The 20682-nt window shown below is 39.3% G+C and carries 13 protein-coding genes; 9 read left to right on the top strand and 4 right to left on the bottom strand.

Annotated features, from left to right (window positions below; all coding sequences use genetic code 11):
- Together H7254_RS10010 and H7254_RS10005 are read right to left on the bottom strand one after the other, a co-directional pair.
- The coding region (locus tag H7254_RS10010; protein WP_301932835.1) for a VCBS repeat-containing protein at positions 1-723 on the bottom strand (723 nt) is incomplete at its 3' end.
- 183 nt (positions 724-906) lie between these two features.
- Entirely contained in the window at positions 907-1767 is an 861-nt protein-coding gene (locus tag H7254_RS10005) for an AraC family transcriptional regulator (RefSeq protein ID WP_301932834.1), read from the bottom strand.
- A 132-nt stretch (positions 1768-1899) separates the two neighbouring features.
- On the opposite strand from H7254_RS10005, the gene H7254_RS10000 reads away from it, so the two are divergent.
- The 4 genes from H7254_RS10000 (at position 1900) to H7254_RS09985 (ending at position 5845) form a co-directional block, all read left to right on the top strand.
- Positions 1900-2715 (top strand): phytanoyl-CoA dioxygenase family protein, encoded by an 816-nt coding sequence (locus tag H7254_RS10000; protein WP_301932833.1) that lies wholly within the window; start codon positions 1900-1902, stop codon positions 2713-2715.
- A 33-nt stretch (positions 2716-2748) separates the two neighbouring features.
- The gene (locus tag H7254_RS09995; protein WP_301932832.1) at positions 2749-3822 is read left to right on the top strand and encodes a cellulase family glycosylhydrolase; all 1074 of its coding nucleotides are present in this window, start codon (positions 2749-2751) and stop codon (positions 3820-3822) included.
- A gap of 223 nt (positions 3823-4045) precedes the next feature.
- The gene (locus H7254_RS09990) at positions 4046-4234 is read left to right on the top strand and encodes a hypothetical protein (RefSeq protein ID WP_301932831.1); all 189 of its coding nucleotides are present in this window, start codon (positions 4046-4048) and stop codon (positions 4232-4234) included.
- A 252-nt stretch (positions 4235-4486) separates the two neighbouring features.
- Positions 4487-5845, top strand: a complete 1359-nt coding sequence (locus H7254_RS09985) for a vanadium-dependent haloperoxidase (RefSeq protein WP_301932830.1) — start codon at positions 4487-4489, stop codon at positions 5843-5845.
- Between the two features lie 212 nt (positions 5846-6057).
- Here the strand turns inward: H7254_RS09985 and H7254_RS09980 are convergent, their stop codons facing one another.
- Positions 6058-6834 carry a response regulator gene (locus tag H7254_RS09980; RefSeq protein ID WP_301932829.1) on the bottom strand — a complete coding sequence of 259 codons (777 nt, stop codon included), beginning with the start codon at positions 6832-6834 and terminating at the stop codon, positions 6058-6060.
- 9 nt (positions 6835-6843) lie between these two features.
- Complete coding sequence (locus H7254_RS09975; protein WP_301932828.1) at positions 6844-10050, bottom strand: sensor histidine kinase; 3207 nt, start codon at positions 10048-10050, stop codon at positions 6844-6846.
- A gap of 177 nt (positions 10051-10227) precedes the next feature.
- On the opposite strand from H7254_RS09975, the gene H7254_RS09970 reads away from it, so the two are divergent.
- The 5 genes from H7254_RS09970 to H7254_RS09950 all read left to right on the top strand — a co-directional run bounded on the left by H7254_RS09970 (position 10228) and on the right by H7254_RS09950 (position 20674).
- Positions 10228-13455: a TonB-dependent receptor gene (locus H7254_RS09970; RefSeq protein WP_301932827.1), complete on the top strand. Its 3228-nt coding sequence runs from the start codon at positions 10228-10230 to the stop codon at positions 13453-13455.
- An 18-nt stretch (positions 13456-13473) separates the two neighbouring features.
- On the top strand, positions 13474-15390 hold the full coding sequence (locus tag H7254_RS09965) for a RagB/SusD family nutrient uptake outer membrane protein (RefSeq protein ID WP_301932826.1): 1917 nt from the start codon (positions 13474-13476) through the stop codon (positions 15388-15390).
- A 24-nt stretch (positions 15391-15414) separates the two neighbouring features.
- Positions 15415-16119, top strand: coding sequence for a DUF3823 domain-containing protein (locus tag H7254_RS09960; RefSeq protein ID WP_301932825.1), 705 nt, complete (start codon positions 15415-15417; stop codon positions 16117-16119).
- Between the two features lie 212 nt (positions 16120-16331).
- Positions 16332-18164, top strand: a complete 1833-nt coding sequence (locus H7254_RS09955) for a glycoside hydrolase family 2 protein (RefSeq protein WP_301932824.1) — start codon at positions 16332-16334, stop codon at positions 18162-18164.
- Between the two features lie 56 nt (positions 18165-18220).
- Positions 18221-20674 carry a glutaminase family protein gene (locus H7254_RS09950; RefSeq protein WP_301932823.1) on the top strand — a complete coding sequence of 818 codons (2454 nt, stop codon included), beginning with the start codon at positions 18221-18223 and terminating at the stop codon, positions 20672-20674.
- Positions 20675-20682: the final 8 nt, after the last annotated feature.

Genomic DNA, 20682 nt, shown 5'->3' with positions numbered 1-20682 from the left:
CCAGCCCTCCATTAAAATACCAGCTTCATGGGATACATTGGTGAAGGTGTTGTTGCCATTGTTTCGATACAGCCGGTCAGTATTTAAGGCAGAACCGTCTGTTACTTTTGGCCTGAATTTGATGGGTGTTTTAGGGTCATTAAGTTCGTTGGTAACAAGGTAACAATCCAGGTCGCCATCTTTATCATAATCAAAAAAATAGGCCTGAGTGCTAAAGCCTTTATCTGCCAATCCATAAGCGGCGGCTTCTTCTTTAAAAACCGGGATGCCGTCTTTGTTATTTCCCTGGTTGATAAATAATAAATTGGTACGTTGCAACGCATCTTTGCGAAACGATGCACACACATAAATATCCAGCCATCCGTCACCATTGATATCAACAACCGAAACGCCTGTGCACCATCTGCCTGTACCGCCTACGCCCGCCGGATTAGTAATATCCTCAAATTTCATGGAGCCTTTATTCAGATACAATTTATTAGAAGTCATGTTGGCAGCAAAATAAATATCCACCAAACCATCCCTGTTAAAATCACCAATACCTACACCGCCACCGTTATAAATATTTGCCTGGTTTAAAATATTAATGGTATCACTTTCAAAAATTTCATTCTTAAAATCAATACCTGTTTGTGAAGCGGGGAGTAATGAAAATAAATTAGGATGGTTTGTTTGAGCTACCATGTTATTGTTAATAGCAATTACAAAAGAAAAAACCAGCATGCAATATTTAAAATTCTTACACATCATTTGAAGGATCGTTTAATAACGCAAAATAATATTTTTTAACCTTGAAATGGAAATCGATTTTTCCTGCTGTATCATAAGTTATTCACCTTGTTGCATTCGTTGTTTTTTACGTCTCATCAGTAATTTAATCATTTTTAATTGCTTTCACCTCGATGGTTAAAGGTTCTTAACAAACATGTTTCTGTACGTGAGCGGACTAAGCTGCCGGCGTTTCTTAAAGGTTTTATAAAAATTAGAAATGTCGTTAAAACCACTTTCAAAACCTATTTGCGTAATTGTCTTGTCGGTATGTACCAGCTCCTGCATGGCAAAATCTATCCTGTAATCATTTACTACTTCTATAAAAGTTTTGCGGCTGATCTTTTTAAAGTATTTACAAAATGACTGTGGCGTCATATTAGCTGCTTCAGCCGCCTTATCCAGAGAAGTTTTTTCACGAAAATTTTCTACAATATAGGCAGTCACTAAATTCATTCGTTCTTTTTCCACGGTTGGCAGTGCGGCAAATAAGTTTTGTTTATTGAGTAACTTATACTTTTTTGTGTTTGAAAGTTCATCCAATATTTCAAGCAGCAATAATAGTTTTTTAAATGCACTTTTTTCTGTTAAAACAGCAACCATTTTATTTTTGATGATGCTTATGTTTCCTGTAAATTGTATTCCATAATTACTATTATTGAGTAAGTCCTGTATACTTTTCATTTCAGCTTTTTTAAAAAAATCAACTCCTAAAAATGCGTGGCCAAAGTGCAGGACAACAGAACCTGAAACGCTGTGCTGTGCTGCCTTTTCAGTTTTCCAGCAATGTGGTAAATTTGAACCCAGCAGCACAAGATCATCTGAAAAATAATCACTCATGTGTGTACCTACATAACGTTTTCCTGATCCGTTCAGGATCAATGTCAATTCATATTCCGGGTGAAAATGAAAGGGCGCTTTAAAACTTTTTTCTTCAAATTTTCGTATCAGAAAAGAGCTGTCATTGATCGCATTGATATTTTCAAAAGCTGGCTTCATTGTAGATAATATTAGCTAAATGAGGTTAGTAATTTCAGGTAAAGATAAAATAATCCATAAACCGGACATAATTGGCAATTGATATGGCAGAAATTTGCTTTTATTTTGAGGCTTAAAAATAAACTTATTATTATGAATATTGCCACACTGCCGTTATTAAACGATTGCATGGAGCTTGATCCATCGCAAGTAAATAATTTTAGAAAAAATGGTCATACACTTGTAAAGGGTGTTCTAAAACCTGGCGAAGTGCCTGCCTTCAGGAGCGCAGTTAATAAAGCTGCTTATGCTTATAATGCAGAAACAAGAAATCTTCAAGACAGGGATACTTATGGAAAAGCATTTTTGCAGGTGATGAATTTATGGGAAGTGGATGAAGAGGTGAAGCAATTTACCCTGGCTAAACGGTTTGCGAAAATTGCAGCCGATTTGCTCGGGGTAGAACATGTTCGTATTTATCACGACCAGGCACTATTTAAGGAACCAGGTGGTGGTTTTACGCCCTGGCACCAGGATCAGTATTATTGGCCCCTTAGTTCCAGCAATACGATCACTATGTGGATGCCATTAATTGATATCGACGAAGAAATGGGGATGCTCACTTTTGCCTCTACATCTCACAAAGAAGGGTTTGCAGGCAACCTGGCAATTTCAGATGATTCAGAAATGCAAATTGAAAAGTTGATTAAAGAAAGACAATATCCGGTAACGCGATCTAAAACCATGGATGCCGGTGATGCCACCTGGCACTATGGATGGACTTTACACAATGCTCCCGGAAATTTATCCGGCATTACCAGGGAAGTGATGACGATTATTTATTATGCGGACGGTGCTATAGTTACTGAACCAAAAAATGAACACCAGGAAAATGACCGCAAGCGCTGGCTGGATGGTATTGTACCTGGTGAAAAGGCGGCGTCCAAACTAAATCCGCTGGCTTTTTAATTTAATTTGTCATCTTAATGAACTGTTACTGAAATGAAAAGAAACTGCGCCTTTTTATTGTTATGTCTATTTTCTTTTTTAATGACTGCCGATGCTCAAACAGTTGCTCCAGGATGGTCTGAACAAAAAGCCAGTGATTGGTACGCCAGTCAGCCCTGGCTTTGTGGCTTCAATTATATTCCTGCCTATGCTATCAATTACACAGCTATGTGGGATAAAACAAGTTTTGATGGAAAAGTAATTGATAAAGAACTGGCATTGGCTGAAAGTGCTGGCATGAATGTTTTAAGAGCAGTATTGCAGTTTGCCGTGTATGAGGATAACCCTCCGTATTTTTTAAAAACCCTGGATACTTTTTTGGTCATTTGCGCAAAGCATAAAATAAAATTTGTACCGGCCTTGTTTGATGATTGTGTTTTTGGCCTGGAGCATGATCCGAAAGTTGGCAAACAACCGGAACCATTGATTGGCTGGTATGCATGGGCCTGGTCGCCCAGTCCGGGACACAGCCTGGTGATTGATGAACGGACGCACCCACGAATTGAAAAATATGTAAAAGCTGTGATGGGCAGGTTTAAAGATGACTCCCGTATTTTGTTGTGGGATCTATACAATGAACCAACCAATGGTGGCCTTGGAAGTGCCAGTTTTCCCTTGCTTAAAAAAGTGATTGTGTGGGCCAGAACGGTGAACCCGTCACAACCGGTGAGCATAGGTATTTGGAACAACGATGACAGGCTGAATGACATTGTTATCCCGGCGTCTGATGTAATCACTTTTCACAATTACGAAAACAGGGAGGGGCTGATTAAACAAATTAATAATTTAAAAAAATACAACCGCCCTGTTATTTGTACAGAATGGATGAACCGGCCAAACGGTTCTGTGATTGAAACAAACCTGCCCGTTTTTTATGATGAAAAAGTGGGTTGTATGTTGTGGGGCCTGGTAAATGGTAAAACGCAAACTGATTTAAACTGGGGCCATCGCCCAGGCGATGCAGCGCCTAAAGTTTGGCAGCATGATTTGTACCGTCCCGATTATTTACCTTATGATGAAAAAGAAATCAATATGATAAGAAAATATACAACGGAAACAAAGCAATAAAGCCTCTAAAGGTTCAATTTTATATTCCTGCAAAAGGAAACAGGAAGAATACAATATGATTGAAATTGAATACTGCATTGTCTTGGAGAATGCTATGTTTACTTTTTCCTAATGCACTGGCAAAGTCATTTTGCAGGCCACCACTCAATTGGAATAAATTCTTTTGACGCACTGATCATTAAATGGTAATTTTTAAGAATTAATCACACTAAAAAATTGCATCATGACTTTTTTGATTGGATTACCCGGCGGATCAGAATGGATTTTTTTAATCGGTTATTTAATCTTTCTTTTCCCCATACCCATACTCACAATTGTTTTGTATTTTAAAAACAGGGAACTAAAAAAGCAAATTAAAATAATGACGGCTGAAAGAAATGTATTGATTCAAAAATTACCAGATCACCGTTGAATAAATTCTGGTTATTTACACAACTGGTTTTAAATTAGTATTTTCTGTGCAGTGTTTAAATATGGAAAAAACGGGCTGTCTTTATTTTATCTTTTTTCCTGTACCAAAATAAGCGTTGTGCAAACGCAGCCAAAAAATAGCATGCCTTTTTATTTTATTTGCCGGATATATAAATAGTATAAATGAGAAGTATCTTTATCTCCGCGCTTATTAAGAATTTATTTGAATTAGGAATATTTTATTAAGAACTTAATGAAAAGCTATCGTTTTTTTATACTGATATTTTTGTTGTCTGCTTCACTCAAAACAGTTGCAAATGACGACTGGAAAAAGTTATGTGAAGATCCTGAATATCTGCACCGGTCTGTGAAAGAAGTAACGGATGTGATGGTACATGACATTTATTCTCCACCGGTAGCCAGCAGAATTTATGCTTATGTAAACATTGCCGGATATGAGGCAGCGCATTATCAGGATAAAAATTATATTTCTTTTGTAGGACGGCTGCACGGACTATCTCATCTGTCGAAACCTGTACCTGGCAAGGAATATTGTTATGCACTTGCAGGAGTAAGTGCATTGTTAAGCGTGGCAAAATCAATGATTATTTCTGAAGAAAAAATTGGAAATTTTTATGATGCTATTCTGAAAGACTTTAAGGCGACAGGTATACCGGATGAAGTATTTAATAATTCTATAGTATTGGGTGGCAAAATTGCAGGCGATGTAATTACCTGGTCTTTGCAGGATAATTACCAACAAACCCGTTCACTGTCAAAGTACATTGTAAATAATGATGCGGCTACCTGGAAGCCGACTCCGCCGGCTTACATGAAAGCTATTGAGCCACACTGGGGAGAACTTAGAACATTCCTGATTGATACAGCACAGCAGTTTAAGCCTGTTCCTCCAACCAAATTTTCAACAGACACCAGCAGCCGGTTTTACAAAGAAGCCAGAGATGTTGAGACCATCGGCAGTAACCTTACTGCACAACAAACGGAGATTGCCAATTTTTGGGATTGTAACCCTTTTAAGATGAACGTAAATGGACATGTGATGTACGCAACAAAAAAGATTTCACCTGGTGGCCACTGGATCAATATTACGAGGCTGGCCTGTAAAAAAAGAAATGCAGATTTTATGCAATCAGCAAAATCATACGCTTATTTATCCGTTGTATTGGCCGATTGTTTTATCAGTTGCTGGGATGAAAAATACAGAAGTAAATCCATCAGGCCCGAGACCTACATTAACAAATACATCAGCCAGCGCTGGGTACCACTTTTGCAAACACCACCGTTTCCGGAATATACCAGCGGGCACAGTGTTGTATCGGCGGCCTGTGCTGTTTTACTCACCAGTTTATTCGGCGAAAACTTTGCATATGCGGATTCTACAGAAGTAGAATTTCAGATTCCGGTAAGGTATTTTAATTCGTTTAATGAGGCGGCCAAAGAAGCTGCCATCAGCAGGTTCTACGGAGGCATTCATTACATGCCATCTATCACCTTCGGTTTGGAAGAAGGTAGAAAAATTGGCGAATTTATTTGTCAGAAATTACTGGTAGTAAAACACGAAAAGGCTTTACATTCATCGGCCATAAAATAATACTTTCTGCTGTGATACTTTCTTTGATTTTTTAAGAAACTCAATTGCTCAAAACAGTATTTTATCGTTGGGCGATCCTGCTGTAAATATTAATTTTTGCTGGGACCCAATTTTCGTTTTCATTGCCCAATAGCATTATTTGTAGCCTGTTAAATGCGGGCAGTGGTAAAAAATACTGCAGGGAACAGTACCGGTTTTATATTAACAGGTCATTATATTTTTGTTTTTTTCAATTGTTTTGAATGCATGTATTCTGTGGGAGTAATATTAAATTGCTTTTGAAAATTTCTCGCAAAATTACTTTGTGAGCTAAAACCAACCAGGTCAGCTATTTCATAAATTTTATGATCGCCTGCTGCCAGCAATTCCGCCGCTTTTTTTAGCCGCGTGATATTGATGACTTCTACGGGTGTTAATACAGAGATGGCTTTTATTTTGCGGTACAATGTAATGCGGCTCATATTCATAATCTTCGCAAGTTTTTCTACAGCAAGGTCTGCATCTTCCATATTAGCGCAAATAGTATCGTTGAGTGTTTCTAAAAATCGTTCATCCGATTTGTAATGTGCTATGCTTTTTATATGTACCAGTGGAGAGCTGGCAAAAAACTCCCTGATCATATTTCTGTTGGCAAGCAGGCTGGCTATTTGTGCCAGCAAGTGTTCTTTGGAAAAAGGTTTATCAATATACGCATCGGCACCCAGTTCCAATCCCTCTATTTTTGATTGGATTGTATTTTTAGCCGTAAGCAGTATTACCGGAATGTGCGAATGTTCAAAATGTGATTTGATGTTTTTACACAATTCAAAACCATCCATCTCCGGCATCATAACGTCACTGATCACCAGTTGAACAGCTTCTGTCTCCAGTATTTTTAAAGCCTGTTTTCCATCTTCCGCTTTTAGTATGGTGTATTTATTATTTAATATTCTTTCAAGAAATTCAAGTATTTCTTCGTTGTCATCTACAATCAGTATTAATGGCAGCATAAAATAGTTTTAGTAATCGTTTAGTTGGGTTGTTTTTTTTTGCAGGCTTTCCATATTTTTCGCAGGTAAACAAAATACAAATATGTTCATCCCTTCCGTTGAGTACTTCAGGTACAATTTACCTTTGTGTAATTCGGTTAAGGATTTTGCAAGCGCAAGCCCAATGCCGGTTCCCTGCTGTTTGTTTGTTCCTTTTAACCGGTAAAAGGGCTCAAATATTTTTTCCTTCATTTCCTGCGGAATGGCATTGCCGTCGTTTGCAAATTCTATCGTTAATTCCTGCTCATTATTTTGTGGCGGCAATAAACTTACCTGTACTTTTTTACCTGCATAAATTACCGCGTTGTTAAACAGGTTGCTGAAAATTTTAGTCAGCGCTTCTTCATCAGCATAAACATATACTTCGGCCGGTGGTATATTAATTGAGTATTCCAGTTTTCTTTTTTTTGCAAGAGTTGAAAAATTTAAAGCAGCTTCCCGCAACAATTCACTGATATTCACTTTTACAAAATCAATGCTAAAACTTTTGGTTTCTGTTTTTCTAAAGTCGAGTATCTGTGTTACCAGTGCAATTAACCGGTTGGTATTTCGCTCCATTACAATTACATCTTCTTTTATGGAAGGCAGTTCATCCATCTTTTCTCTCAGGTTTTCAACCGGGCCTTTTATTAATGTCAGGGGCGTTCTTATTTCATGTGCCACGTTTGTAAAAAAATCAATCTTGGCCTCATATATTTCTTTTTCTTTTTTGTCTTCTATAATAATATGATAGGTTCTTAACAGGTAATAACACAGGGCAACTGCAAAAAAAATATACAGTATCCATGCCCACCAGGTAGCCCAAAAAGGCGGCGTAACATGTATGGTAAGTTGTTTTACAGTATTGCCCCAAACACCATTAATACCTGCATTTAATGTAAAAACATATTTGCCCGGGGCAAGGTTGGTAAAGTAAATGGTACGGTTGGGTTTTACAATGGTCCAGTCTTTATCAATGCCTTCCATAAAATATTTATACTCCGTCATTTCTGGAGATATAAAACTTAATGCTGCAAAGTTGATATTGAAAGAAGAGCGGTTATATGGCAGGGTTATGTTATTGGTATAGATGATGGACTGTTTTAATAAAGAGCTGTCTTCATCTACCGTAAGTTCTTTATTTTCTACCTGAAAGCTGGTGATAAATACCGGTGGTGCAATGATAGTCTGTAAGAAATCACCGGGATTAAAACGGATCATACCTTTTGTGCTGCCAAAATAAAGGGCACCGGAAGTATCTTTATAACCAGAGTTATAGTTGAACTGATCGTTGAGTAAACCATTGTTTTTTGTATACACAATCACACGATTGTTTTGCGGATTTAAATTTACCAGCCCTCTTGAAGTGGTAACCCATATCTGGCCTCCGTTATCTTCAAGTACTTTAAATATAAAATTGCTTGGAAATCCATTTTTTGTGGTGTAGGAAGTAAATATTTTTCTATCCCTGTTTAATTTGCAAAGGCCACCACCATCGGTTGATATCCATATATTTTGCTGACTATCTTCATAAATTGCATTGATAATATTATTTGTAAGACTGTTTTGATCAGAAATATTTTTATCAAAATGTTTAGTTTTTTTTGTTGCGGGGTTAAAATAAAAAACGCCGCTGCCATGTGTACCTACCCAAACATTTTTTTCACGGTCTTCCAGCAGGCTGGATACAAAAATATGTTGCGGAATATCTGCGGCAGGATCAAAGCCATGGGACTTTTTATCAAATTTGTACAAGGCGGTTCCCGTACCTGCATAAATTTCTCCTGAAGTGGTTTGCAACAGGCTAATCACAAAATTATTCTTTATTTCTTTTTTGCCGGGGCCTGCGCTGTAATGTATTTTTACTTTACCACTGGGTATATCCATTACATCCAACCCATGCTCAAATGTACCAATCCATAAATTGTTGCCCGATACCAGTAAGCCATGAATGTTAAAGTAAGCAATGCTGCTGCTTTCGCCGGAAGGCTTATATTGGGTGATGGCTCCTGTTAACGGGTTTAATTTATTCAATCCGGCGTCTTCGGTACCAATCCAAAGATTGCCGTTGTGGTCGGCACAAATTTCCCGAACGGCGCTTCCGCTGATGGAGTTACCGGAATTATCTGGAAAATATTTTTGGAAAGAGGCATACTGCTTTGAATAATAGTTGATGCCACCAAAATAAGTACCTGCCCACATGCCACCTTCCCTGTCTTTAAAAATATCATATACAGCGTTGTCAGAAAGAGAGTAGGGATCAAGAAATTTCTTTTTTAAATTAATAAATTTACCAGTGAGCGAATTAAAAATAAAGATGCCCGACTCTGTTGCAAACCAATATTCATTTTGTGAATACCGTTCGATGTCTCTTACATAAATAGTTGTTTTGTCGGGGTTAAAAGTAAGAATGTCTTTATAGGAGGCAGAAGCAATATCAAATTCTTTAATACCCTGGCTTGAAGTACCAACAAAAATACCGTTGTGGCCGTTGCTGTGTATCTTTTTAATCCAGCGGGTAACAACCGGTGGAGAATGCGAAAATACATTGTAAGCGGTAAAGCTGTTTTTTTCAGGATTAAATTTTTGCAAAAAGCCATCGTCTGTTGCGGCCCAAACGTCGCCGTTATCAGCAGCGCAGACAGAAATTGCATTAAAATATTTTTGTGGTGAAAACTGGTATAGCTTTTTTGTGTTTAAATTATACCGGCACAAAGTTCCGCCTGATATAAACCACAGCTGTCCCTCGTTGTCAATATGCAGGGCATTGATCACGATCAGCGAATCTATCAACCGGACTAAACATTCCTTTTGTTTATCAAAATAATACAATCCCTTTTGACACCCGATAAATAAAGTTCCCTTGTTATCAGTGAGCATGCAGGAAATAATGTCAGGTGTTAGGCTATGACCTTCGTCATTGATGGTAAAATGTTTAAAATGATACCCGTCAAAACGGTTCAGTCCATCTTTTGTACCAAACCACAAGAAGCCATCTTTATCCTGCATACTAGAAAAAACGGTATTGTTGGACAGGCCGTTTTCCACCTGGTAATGTCTAAAAAAATGTGGCTGCGATTGCACCCTGGTTACATTAAAAAGCAGGAATGTAACAATGTACAGAAAGATAAAAAGGAATGTATTATTTTTAAAATATTGCATGCAATCCCGGCGATAATTGTTTCTAAATAAAAGCATTTTACATTAGATAATAAAACGAAATACAAAATGTAACATTTTGCAAAGATTCTGATACGTAAGGAATCAGCTGCCCCAAAAATATGTTTTTATTTTACAGCATAATTTAAAAATGGACACCATCCATGTAAATTATGTAAACGATTACACCATTATTAACGAAACAATTTCTTGCTAATGAAATGTTATACCAAACAAACTGTGCCGTTGATTTCACCGGCTGCATCCAGCTTCTGGAAAAAAAGAAAATCCCTTTTATTTTCTGTTATTATCTGTCTTTTTTCGTCGGTTGCCATTGCGCAGCAAACGGGTAGTATTACCGTGTCTGGTACTGTAAAAGACAGCAGCGGCAATGGTCTGGCTCAATCTACTATAACAGAAAAAGGAACCACCAATGCTGCTACTACAAATGAGCAGGGTAGGTTTACACTACAGGTGGCAAATGCAAAGTCTACGCTTGTTGTTACAACAGTAGGCTATGTCAGCCAATCAATGAAAGTGGGTACCAAAACTGATTTTACTGTACTGTTAACAAGGGTTAAAAATGATCTGGATGAAGTAATTGTAATTGGTTATGGTACAAAAAACAAACAGGCCTTAACAGGCGCCATATCAACCGTTAATGCAAAAGACCTGGATCGGGTGCACGGTGGTTCTACCGTTAGCACAGGGTTGGCGGGTAAATTACCGGGTGTAACTTTCAGAATGTCAGATGGAAGACCAGGTTCTACAGCAAACATTCAGATACGCAATATGGGTACGCCCTTGTTTGTAATTGATGGCATACAATCTGATATCAACCAGTTTGATAACCTGTCGCCAAATGATGTGGAAAGTATTACCATTTTAAAAGATGCTTCGGCCGCTATTTATGGTGTACGGGCTGCAAACGGTGTGGTGGTGGTTACAACTAAAAGAGGAAAATTAAATGATAAATCAAAGGTAAACTTAGATGTTTACACCGGTGCTCAAAACTGGACAAGGTTTCCACAGGTAGTAAAAAGTTCGTACGATTACATGCGTTACCGTGCAGAAGCCGAGGTAAATACTTCTGGCAGCACTGGAATAACACAGGCGGAACTGGATAAATATAAAATCGGTACTGATCCCGCTTACAGAAGTTTTGACTGGACGGATTTTGTCATCAAAAAAAATGCACCGCAAACTTCTTTGAACGCGAATTTAACTGGTGGTTCAGATAAAGTGAGGTACTATCTTTCGGGTACAAACCTGGCGCAAAATTCTGTTTTGGGAAGGGAGTATAAATATAACCGCACAAATATACAGTCCAATGTAACTGCCCAGATAAGTAAAAGTTTAAAAGTAGGGGTTCAGATAAATGGAAGATCTGAAATTGTAGAAAACCCTGGTGTGCCGGGTGGTGACGATTATTTCCTGGCAAAATTTGCCATCATTAGAAACACGCCTTTGGACAGACCCTACGCAAACGATAACCCGCAATACCTGCAGGACAATGGCGATCATACTCAAGCCAATTGGGCATTTCTTAATTATAAAATAGCGGGTAAATACAAAAGTGCCAGGCGTGCCATTACCACCAACGTAGATGCTGAATGGCAGATACCTGCAGTGAAAGGATTGGTGTTAAAAGGTGTTTATTCCTACTACCTGGAAGATTATTTATTAAACAACCACGAATATACTTATGATGCATATACATATCGCCCGGTAACAAAAATCTACGAACGTACCAATGGAAGTTCTAACCCATGGCGGGAACGTGACCAGCGCAAACAGGAAAATGTAAATACACAGGTTCAATTAAATTACAATAATAAATTTGGCGATCATACAATTGGGGCAACGGTTGTAGCGGAAAGAATCAAAAGACATTATCTGAGAAACTGGCTGCATGCGTCACCTACTACCAATGCATTGCCATTGATTTATTTTCCAACGGCAGATACCTACAATGATGAAGATGCATACCAGGCAAGGGTTGGGTATATTGGTCGCATTACCTATAGTTTTGCCAACCGATATTTTCTGGAGGCATCTGCAAGAAGAGATGCATCCTATTTGTTTGCGCCCGATAAACGGGTAGGTTATTTTCCCGGTATTTCAGCAGGATGGAGGGTAACAGAAGAACCGTTAATTAAAAGATTGCTGGGTAACCAAACGTTTGTGAACGATCTCAAATTCAGAGGTTCTTACGGTGTTTTAGGAGATGACAGAAATCCCAACGATCCAAACAGTCCCATCGTGGGCGAATACGCCTATTTGCAGGGATACAATTATAATCAGGGTTTATCAATATTTAATAACAATGCCGTTGTGGGATCAAGAGACCGGGGAGTACCGGTTACCAATATTTCGTGGTTAAAAAGTAAGGTTACGGATATTGGACTTGATTATGTTTTATTAAAAAATAAAATTACCGGTTCTGTAGATTATTTCTACCGCAAACGTACAGGTTTACTTGCCCCTAAATCAGATGTGGTTATTCCGAGTGAACTGGGTTACAATCTGCCGGATGAAAATCTTAACAGTGATGCAAGTTTTGGCGGAGAATTTTCTATCAATTATGCAGGCAAGGCCGGAGACTTAAATTATACCATCGGTGGTAATTTTAGCTATGCACGTACAAAAACACTCGACTTTTATAAACCACGCTTTTTTAACTCATGGGATCAATACCGCAGCTCAGGTGTTAACCGGTATGCCCACATGGACTGGGGATATGAAACAATAGGACAGTTTAAATCGCAGGAGGAAATAAATAACTATAAAGTAAATATTGATGGCAAAGGTAACCGCACTTTAATTCCCGGCGACCTGATTTATAAAGATCAAAACAACGATGGTAAAATTGATGGGTACGATGAGCGGCCTATTGGTTTTGGTTATGGCACACAACCCAATGTAAACTTTGGTTTTTCGCTTGGACTTAATTATAAAAACTTTGATTTTCATGCTGACTTTTCCGGTGGCGCAGGTTATACCTGGTTTCAAAACTGGGAAACAAGATGGGCTTTTCAAAATAATGGAAACTTAAATTCAATTTTTGAAGACAGGTGGCACAGAACTGATTTGTTTGATGTAAACAGTGCATGGGTGCCGGGTAAATATCCTGCCAACAGAATCAATCCAGGCCATGGCCACAGCGATTATGGCGGACCTGACGGTAACCAGTGGAACTCTACTTTTTGGCTGCACAGCGTTAAATACCTGCGTGCAAGAACGATGGAACTTGGTTATACTATACCCAATAAACTAATTAATAAAATTAAAATTCAAGGTGCCAGATTTTATGTAAATACCTATAATCTTTTCTCTATTGACAACCTGAAATCTTACGGGATTGATCCGGAAGTAACGGACGACAACGGGCTTCAGTTTCCGCAGAATAAATTTGTTAACATAGGGTTTCATATTTCTTTATAAAATTTAAAAATCGATCAAATGAAAAATATTATTGCAATTATACTTTTGGCATTTCTGATTGGTTTAGGAGGATGCAAAAAAGATAGTGATTTTTTAAACGTGCCATCTACTTCGTTGCTTACAAACGAACAGGCTTTTTCAGATCCGGCACAGGTGGTATCCATTCTGGCCGATCTTTACAGCCGTCAGCTGGAATTTTCAGATTTTCACGGAGGCTGGAGATCGTTTGCAGATTTTAGTGAAAGTTATCCATCAGAAACGGGTAGTAATTACCTGGTGCAAAGAACAGGATGGGGCTATGGAGAGTGGGGCGTAAATTGGTTTGATAATTATCATTATATCCGTGAGCTTAACTTATTTATTCAAAGGGATAGTGCGGCTACTGCATTGTCTGAACAAGATAAAGCGAGGTTTTTGGCAGAGGGGCGTTTTTTAAGGGCTAATTTTTATTTTGAAATGGTAAAAAGAATGGGGGGTATTCCGCTGATACTTACACCGCTTCAATATGATTTCAATGGCGACCCCTCGTATCTTCAGCAGGCAAGAGCAAAAGAATCGGATATTTATGATTTTGTAATCAGCGAAGCACAAGCAATCAAAGATGCATTACCCTTGAAGTCGGGCGATAAATCAAGAGCTACAAAAGGTGCGGCGTTGGCCATGGAAGCAAGGGCCGCCCTGTATGCCGGTTCCATCGCTAAATACGGTGCTGCAACACCGCTGGTTACCCTGCCTGGTGGCGAAGTAGGCATCAGCCCGGGTAAGGAAACTGCTTACTATACAACTGCGTTGGCGGCAGCACAGGAAATTATAAACGGTAATGCAGGAGCTTATTCTCTGTATAAAAACAAACCCGATTTATCCGAAAATTTTGCAGCCCTGTTCTTAGATAAAGATGCAACAAACAATGAAGCCATTTTGGTAGAAGATTACAAACCCAAGAGTGGAAAAACACACGGTTTTACAGTTAACAACCAACCCTTTTCATCAGGGGAAGAATCTGGCAATGGCGATGCAGGCCGTTTAAATCCTTCCCTAAACCTTGTAGAGGCTTTTGAAAAAGCAGACAATAGTTTTGCACCCATCCCTGCAACAAATGGTTCAGGTGTTCCAATTTACTATACCAGTCAAACAGATATTTTTGCTGGCCGCGATGCAAGGCTTGCAGGTACGGTTATTTTGCCGGGCAGTTCTTTTAAAGGGCAACCTCTTGATATCTGGGCTGGTTATAAACTAGCGGATGGTTCAATTTTTACTACCCAGGACGCCAGTAAATTACTGCCGTTACCTGGTACTTCCACCGCTGTACAGGTGTTGGGTAAAGACGGTCCTTATAATGGCAATGAATTTAGAACACAGTCAGGATTTTATATACGCAAATACCTGGATCCTACGCCCGGTGCAGGTTCAAGGGGTACCGGCAGCGGGGTTGCCTTTATAAAATACCGCTACGCAGAAGTTTTACTAAACGCTGCGGAAGCTGCTTTTGAACTGGGGCAAACTGCAGTTGCTGCCGATTATATGAACCAGGTAAGAGCAAGGGCAGGCTTAATAGTACCCTTAACCCCTGCTCAAATTACATTTGACAGAATTGTACACGAACGCAGGGTAGAGCTGGCTTTTGAAGGGCACATTTTATATGATCTTAAAAGATGGAGACTGGCCCATATTGTTTGGGATGGTACTAAAATGACAGAAGCTGACCTGGTAACAAATATTGGGTCGTCTACAAAAAAGAATACACAGCCTTACGGGTTATGGCCATATAAATATTACAATCCGGCCAGCCCCGACAATGGTAAATGGGTGTATAGTATTGTGTTGCCATCGGCAGTTACAGGAGCCAATAAATTTCTTTTTGGCAATTACTATTCTTTCATTGATGACAATGTAAGATCAGCCAATCCAAAAATCGTTAAACAACCCAACCAATAGTTTTCAATTTTAAATAAACAGATCATGGCCATTAAATATAATTATATACTAACATTGGCAATTGCTGCAATGTTACTGTCTTGTAAAAAAGATAATTATAAACCGCCTGCTACAACTTTAAGTGGCAAAGTGGTTTATAAAGGCGAAGCTTTACAACTTGAAAATAACCAGGTACCTTACCAGTTATACCAGGACGGTTTTGGAAAGGTGGGCGCCATTACACAAACATTTGAGCAAGACGGCTCTTATTCGTCCTTGCTTTTTGACGGGCAATACAAGCTGATTATTCCCAATGGTCAGGGACCTTTTATCTGGAAGCAAAATGCAGCAGGTGATCCGGATACATTAATCGTTAACCTGAAGGGCAACCAAACACTCGACCTTGAAGTAATGCCTTATTACCTGATCCGCACACCTCAGCTGGCAGCCGCTTCCGGAAAAGTTACCGGTAGCTTTAAAATAGAAAAAATAATAACCGATGCCCATGCAAAGGATATTGAAAATGTAAAATTGTACATCAATAAAACCCAGTTTGTTTCAGAAGGGGATAATAATATTGCGAGTACAAGTTTGGATGGATCTGCAATTGTTGATGTAAACAATGTAAGTCTGAGTGTGGCAATCCCGGCGATCGTTCCCACTCAAAATTATGTGTATGCACGCATCGGTTTAAAAATCTCCGGAGTGGAAGACAGAATTTTTTCTCCTGTTCAAAAAATTACTTTTTAAAGAATTTAAATGCTGTTTGTTGTGACACCCAAAAAATATTGCCGTCTTTCTAAAAAGCAGAATACAGAAAAATATAGCTTGAAACGTATTTATGATTAACTTCAAAAAATAAGATATTATGGACCATTTAGCAGCTGGCTAAATGGCCTTTTTTTTACCATTGTCAAGGATGCCGGTTAAAAGACCGGTGCCTGATTAAATTTAACCATCGAATGAAAAAAATTACATTGCTCTTTTTTGTTGTGCTTGTAAGCTGCAGAACGTTAGCCCAAAACGACTGGAAGATTGCAGGGGATAAAATTGTTACGCCATGGGCCGAAAAGGTAGATCCCGCAAAACCCCTGCAAGAATATCCTCGGCCGCAAATGGTAAGAACCAACTGGCTTAATTTAAATGGCTTTTGGCAGTACAACATTCTGCCAAAAACACAGCAAACAATACCAGCTTCCTTTGCCGGAAAAATTGTGGTACCGTTTGCGGTAGAATCGGCATTGTCAGGCGTTGGTAAAACTGTTGGTAAAGACAGCGTGTTGTGGTATCAAAAAAGTATTGTACTTCCCGCCAATTTTAAAAATAATAAAGTATTGCTGCAGTTTGGCGCGGTTGACTGGCAATGCGACGTATATATAAACGGAACGCATGTAGGCCAACACCAGGGCGGTTATGATCCGTTTAGTTTTGACATCACCAATGCCATTACAAAAAAAGGCAGTCAGCAAATCTCCATCCGGGTATGGGATCCAACCGATGAAGGTCCGCAGCCAAGGGGCAAGCAGATAAGAAATCCCAATGGTATCTGGTATACGCCTGTAACAGGCATCTGGCAAACAGTTTGGCTGGAGGCAGTTCCCAAAACATACATCAGCAGTACAAAGCAAACGCCGGATCTAGATAAACAGTCTTTGCAGGTGGAAGCAAATGTAGAAAGCATGCAAGCCGGCGATGAAATAATGGTAAGTGCATTTAAAGGCAGTGAAAAAATTGCTGAACAAAAATTGCAGTCCGGTAGTACCGCAACAGTGTTGATCGCTAATCCTCAGCTGTGGTCGCCCAACAGTCCTTTTTTATACGACCTCACCATTACGCTGATGCGCAATGGTAAAAAGATAGATGAAGTGAAATCTTATTTCGCCATGCGCAAAATTTCCATGAAGGCTGATAAAAATGGTATTCAGAGAATGTTACTGAACAACGAATTTGTATTTCAGTTTGGTCCGCTCGACCAGGGCTGGTGGCCGGATGGATTGTACACGGCACCAACAGATGAAGCCCTGAAATTTGATATTAAGAAGACAAAAGAAATGGGTTTCAATTTAATTCGCAAGCACACAAAAACGGAAAGTGCCAGGTGGTACAATTACTGCGATAAATTAGGCATGTTGGTATGGCAGGATATGCCTACCGGTGACCTTGGTAACGAATGGGAAAACCGTCCGGGTGTTTACGGCAGGGCAACAGATAAAGATCGTACGCCGGAATCGGAAAAAATATACCGTACCGAATGGAACGAGATTATGCAGGACCTGCACAACTTTCCCTGCATAGTAGTATGGGTACCTTTTAACGAAGCCTGGGGCCAGTTTAAAACAAAAGAGATTGTTGAATGGACAATGCAAAAAGATCCAAGCCGGCTGGTGAATACTGCAAGTGGCGGCAACTTTGTGGATGTTGGTCCCATCATCGACCTGCACAATTATCCTGAGCCGCTAATGCCGGACCCCGAATTATTTGGTACAAAAAGAATATTGGTACTGGGTGAATTTGGAGGTCTTGGGTTACCGGTTGAAGGCCATACCTGGCAAACAAAAAATAACTGGGGCTACCAGAGTTTTAAAAATAATGACGCATTACTTACAAGATATACGGAGTTAATTAACAATATACCTGCACTGATTGAAAAAGGGTTATCAGCGGCGGTGTACACTCAAACTACGGATGTGGAAGGAGAAATAAATGGATTTATTACCTACGACAGAAAAGTAATTAAAATGCCTGTAGACAAATTGAGAGCGCTCAATACCAGGCTTACACACGCTGAAAACTAAAATTTAAAATGAAAGATTTTGTCCATAAAAGCCAACTAAAAATAAATTATTGTATCATGAAGAAATTGATTGTATCGTGTTTTTTTATTTTGAATGCCTGGGTAGTTTTTGCACAGAGCAGTAAAGCGCCTGCCTATCCTTTAATTACGCATGATCCGTATTTCAGCATCTGGTCAACCACGGATGAATTAACAGCTTCGCCCACAAAACACTGGACGGATGCCGATCATTCTTTAATTGGAATGATAAAAGTAGATGGCGAAACTTATCGTTTTTTGGGGAATGCTGGTAAAGTATACAAAACCATTCTGCCTGCCAGTGACGAAGTAAATTATGAAGCCGTTTATACCGAAGATAAACCTGCTGAAGAATGGATGACTACTGGCTTTAATGACAGTAAGTGGAAAAAAGGCATCGCTCCTTTTGGTGACAATGAAAGCATAGTAAAAACTAAATGGCTTTCAAAAAATATCTGGATGAGAAGAACGTTTTCGGTGAACGATTTAAACTTAAATAACCTGTTTTTAAAATTAAGTCATGATGATGATGTAGAAGCCTATTTAAATGATGAACTTGTTTACAAAAAAATAGGTTGGACCAACAAATATATTTATCTGCCCATTACAGACGCAACAAAAAGTAAATTAAAAAAAGACGGTAATGTTTTAGCCATACATGTAATCAACAATGTAGGCGGCGCCATGCTGGATGCAGGTATTGTTGAAGAACCAAAGGCTGCCACCGGCAATTCAATACAAACGGCCATGCAAAACAGTGTAAAATTAAACGCTACACAAACCGTGTACAACTTTACCTGCGGCAAAATAAATCTCTTACTTACGTTTACTTCGCCATTGCTGATCAATAACCTTACCATCCTGGCAAGGCCTGTTTCCTATATCAGCACCATAGTGAAATCAACGGATGGTGCGCTGCATGATGTTCAGTTGTATTTTGGTGCTTCCACAGATATAGCGGCAAATAGTCCTGCACAAGCGATGGCCACGCAGCAATATAAATCGGGAAGCTTATCTATATTAAAAGCTGGAACCGTTGAACAGCCTGTGTTACAAAAAAAAGGTGATGACCTGCGCATTGACTGGGGGTATATGTATGTAGCAGTACCCTCCGGTCCGGGAGTAAAACAATCTGTATCGGAAGATGGCGACGTATCAAATTTATTTAACCCAGGGGCAGGTAAGTTAAACAACGGAAAACATCTGCTGCTAAATACCATTGTAAGTATGGGTAAAGTAGGCACCACCTCTAAAGAACAACTGATATTATTGGGCTACGATGATTTGTATTCCATACAATATTTTAAAACCAATCTGCGTCCTTACTGGAATCAAAGCGGTACTGTAAAGTTTGAACAACTATTGTCGCAGGCCGCTGCTGATTACAAGGCAACACTGCAAAAATGTGATGCTGTTAATAAAATGATTCACAGCGATGCGGTTAAAGCGGGTGGCGAAGACTATGCAAAATTATGTGAGCTGGCGTACCGCCAAAGCATTGCTGCACATAAACTGGTTAAAAGCCCGCAAGGTGAATTGTTGTTTTTGTCAAAAGAAAATTTTAGCAACGGTTCAATCAATACAGTAGATGTTACCTATCCTTCGTCGCCTTTATATCTTGCCTACAATCCGCAATTGTTTGAAGGCATGTTAAACGGAATATTTTATTACAGCGAAAGTGGTAAATGGCCAAAACCCTTTCCCTCACACGATTTGGGAACCTATCCCATCGCCAACGGGCAAACCTATGGTGAAGATATGCCGGTAGAAGAATGTGGCAATATGATGGTGCTTACTGCTGCTGTTTGCAAAGCGGAAGGCAATGCAGCATATGCAAAAAAACATTGGAAAACACTGGCTGTATGGGCCGGTTATTTAAGTAAGGAAGGTATTGACCCTGCACTGCAATTGTGCACCGATGATTTTGCAGGCCACCTTGCACGCAATGCCAATCTGTCCATGAAAGCCATTGTTGCATTGGGTGGATATGTACAAATAGCAGAGAAAGCAGGCGAGCTGAACATCGCTGCAAAGTACCGCAGCATTACAAAAGATATGGTAACAAAATGGATGAGCATGGCCGCAGACGGCGATCATTATTCCTTAACTTTTAACGATAAAAATACCTGGAGCCAGAAATATAATTTGGTTTGGGACAAGGTGCTAAAATTAAATTATTTCCCAAAAGAGGTATATCAAAAGGAAGTAAAATATTACCTCACTAAACAAAATGAATTTGGGTTGCCTTTAGATAGCAGAAAAACCTACACCAAATCAGATTGGGTGATATGGACATCCGTACTGGCAGCGGATCAAAAAGATTTTCATGCGCTGGCAGACCCTATCTATAAATACGCAACACAAACAACCTCCAGGGTGCCCATCAGCGACTGGCATGAAACGACCGATGGCAAGATGGTAGGTTTTCAGGCAAGAAGCGTTGTGGGCGGTTATTTTATGAAAGTTCTGGAGATGAAATTTAAAAATAAATAATTTATACC

This window comes from Ferruginibacter sp., assembly GCF_014377975.1.
In the GTDB taxonomy this organism is placed as follows: Bacteria; Bacteroidota; Bacteroidia; order Chitinophagales; family Chitinophagaceae; genus Ferruginibacter.
Note: the sequence above shows the minus strand (reverse complement) of the source record. Positions and strands in the feature narration are given on the sequence as shown.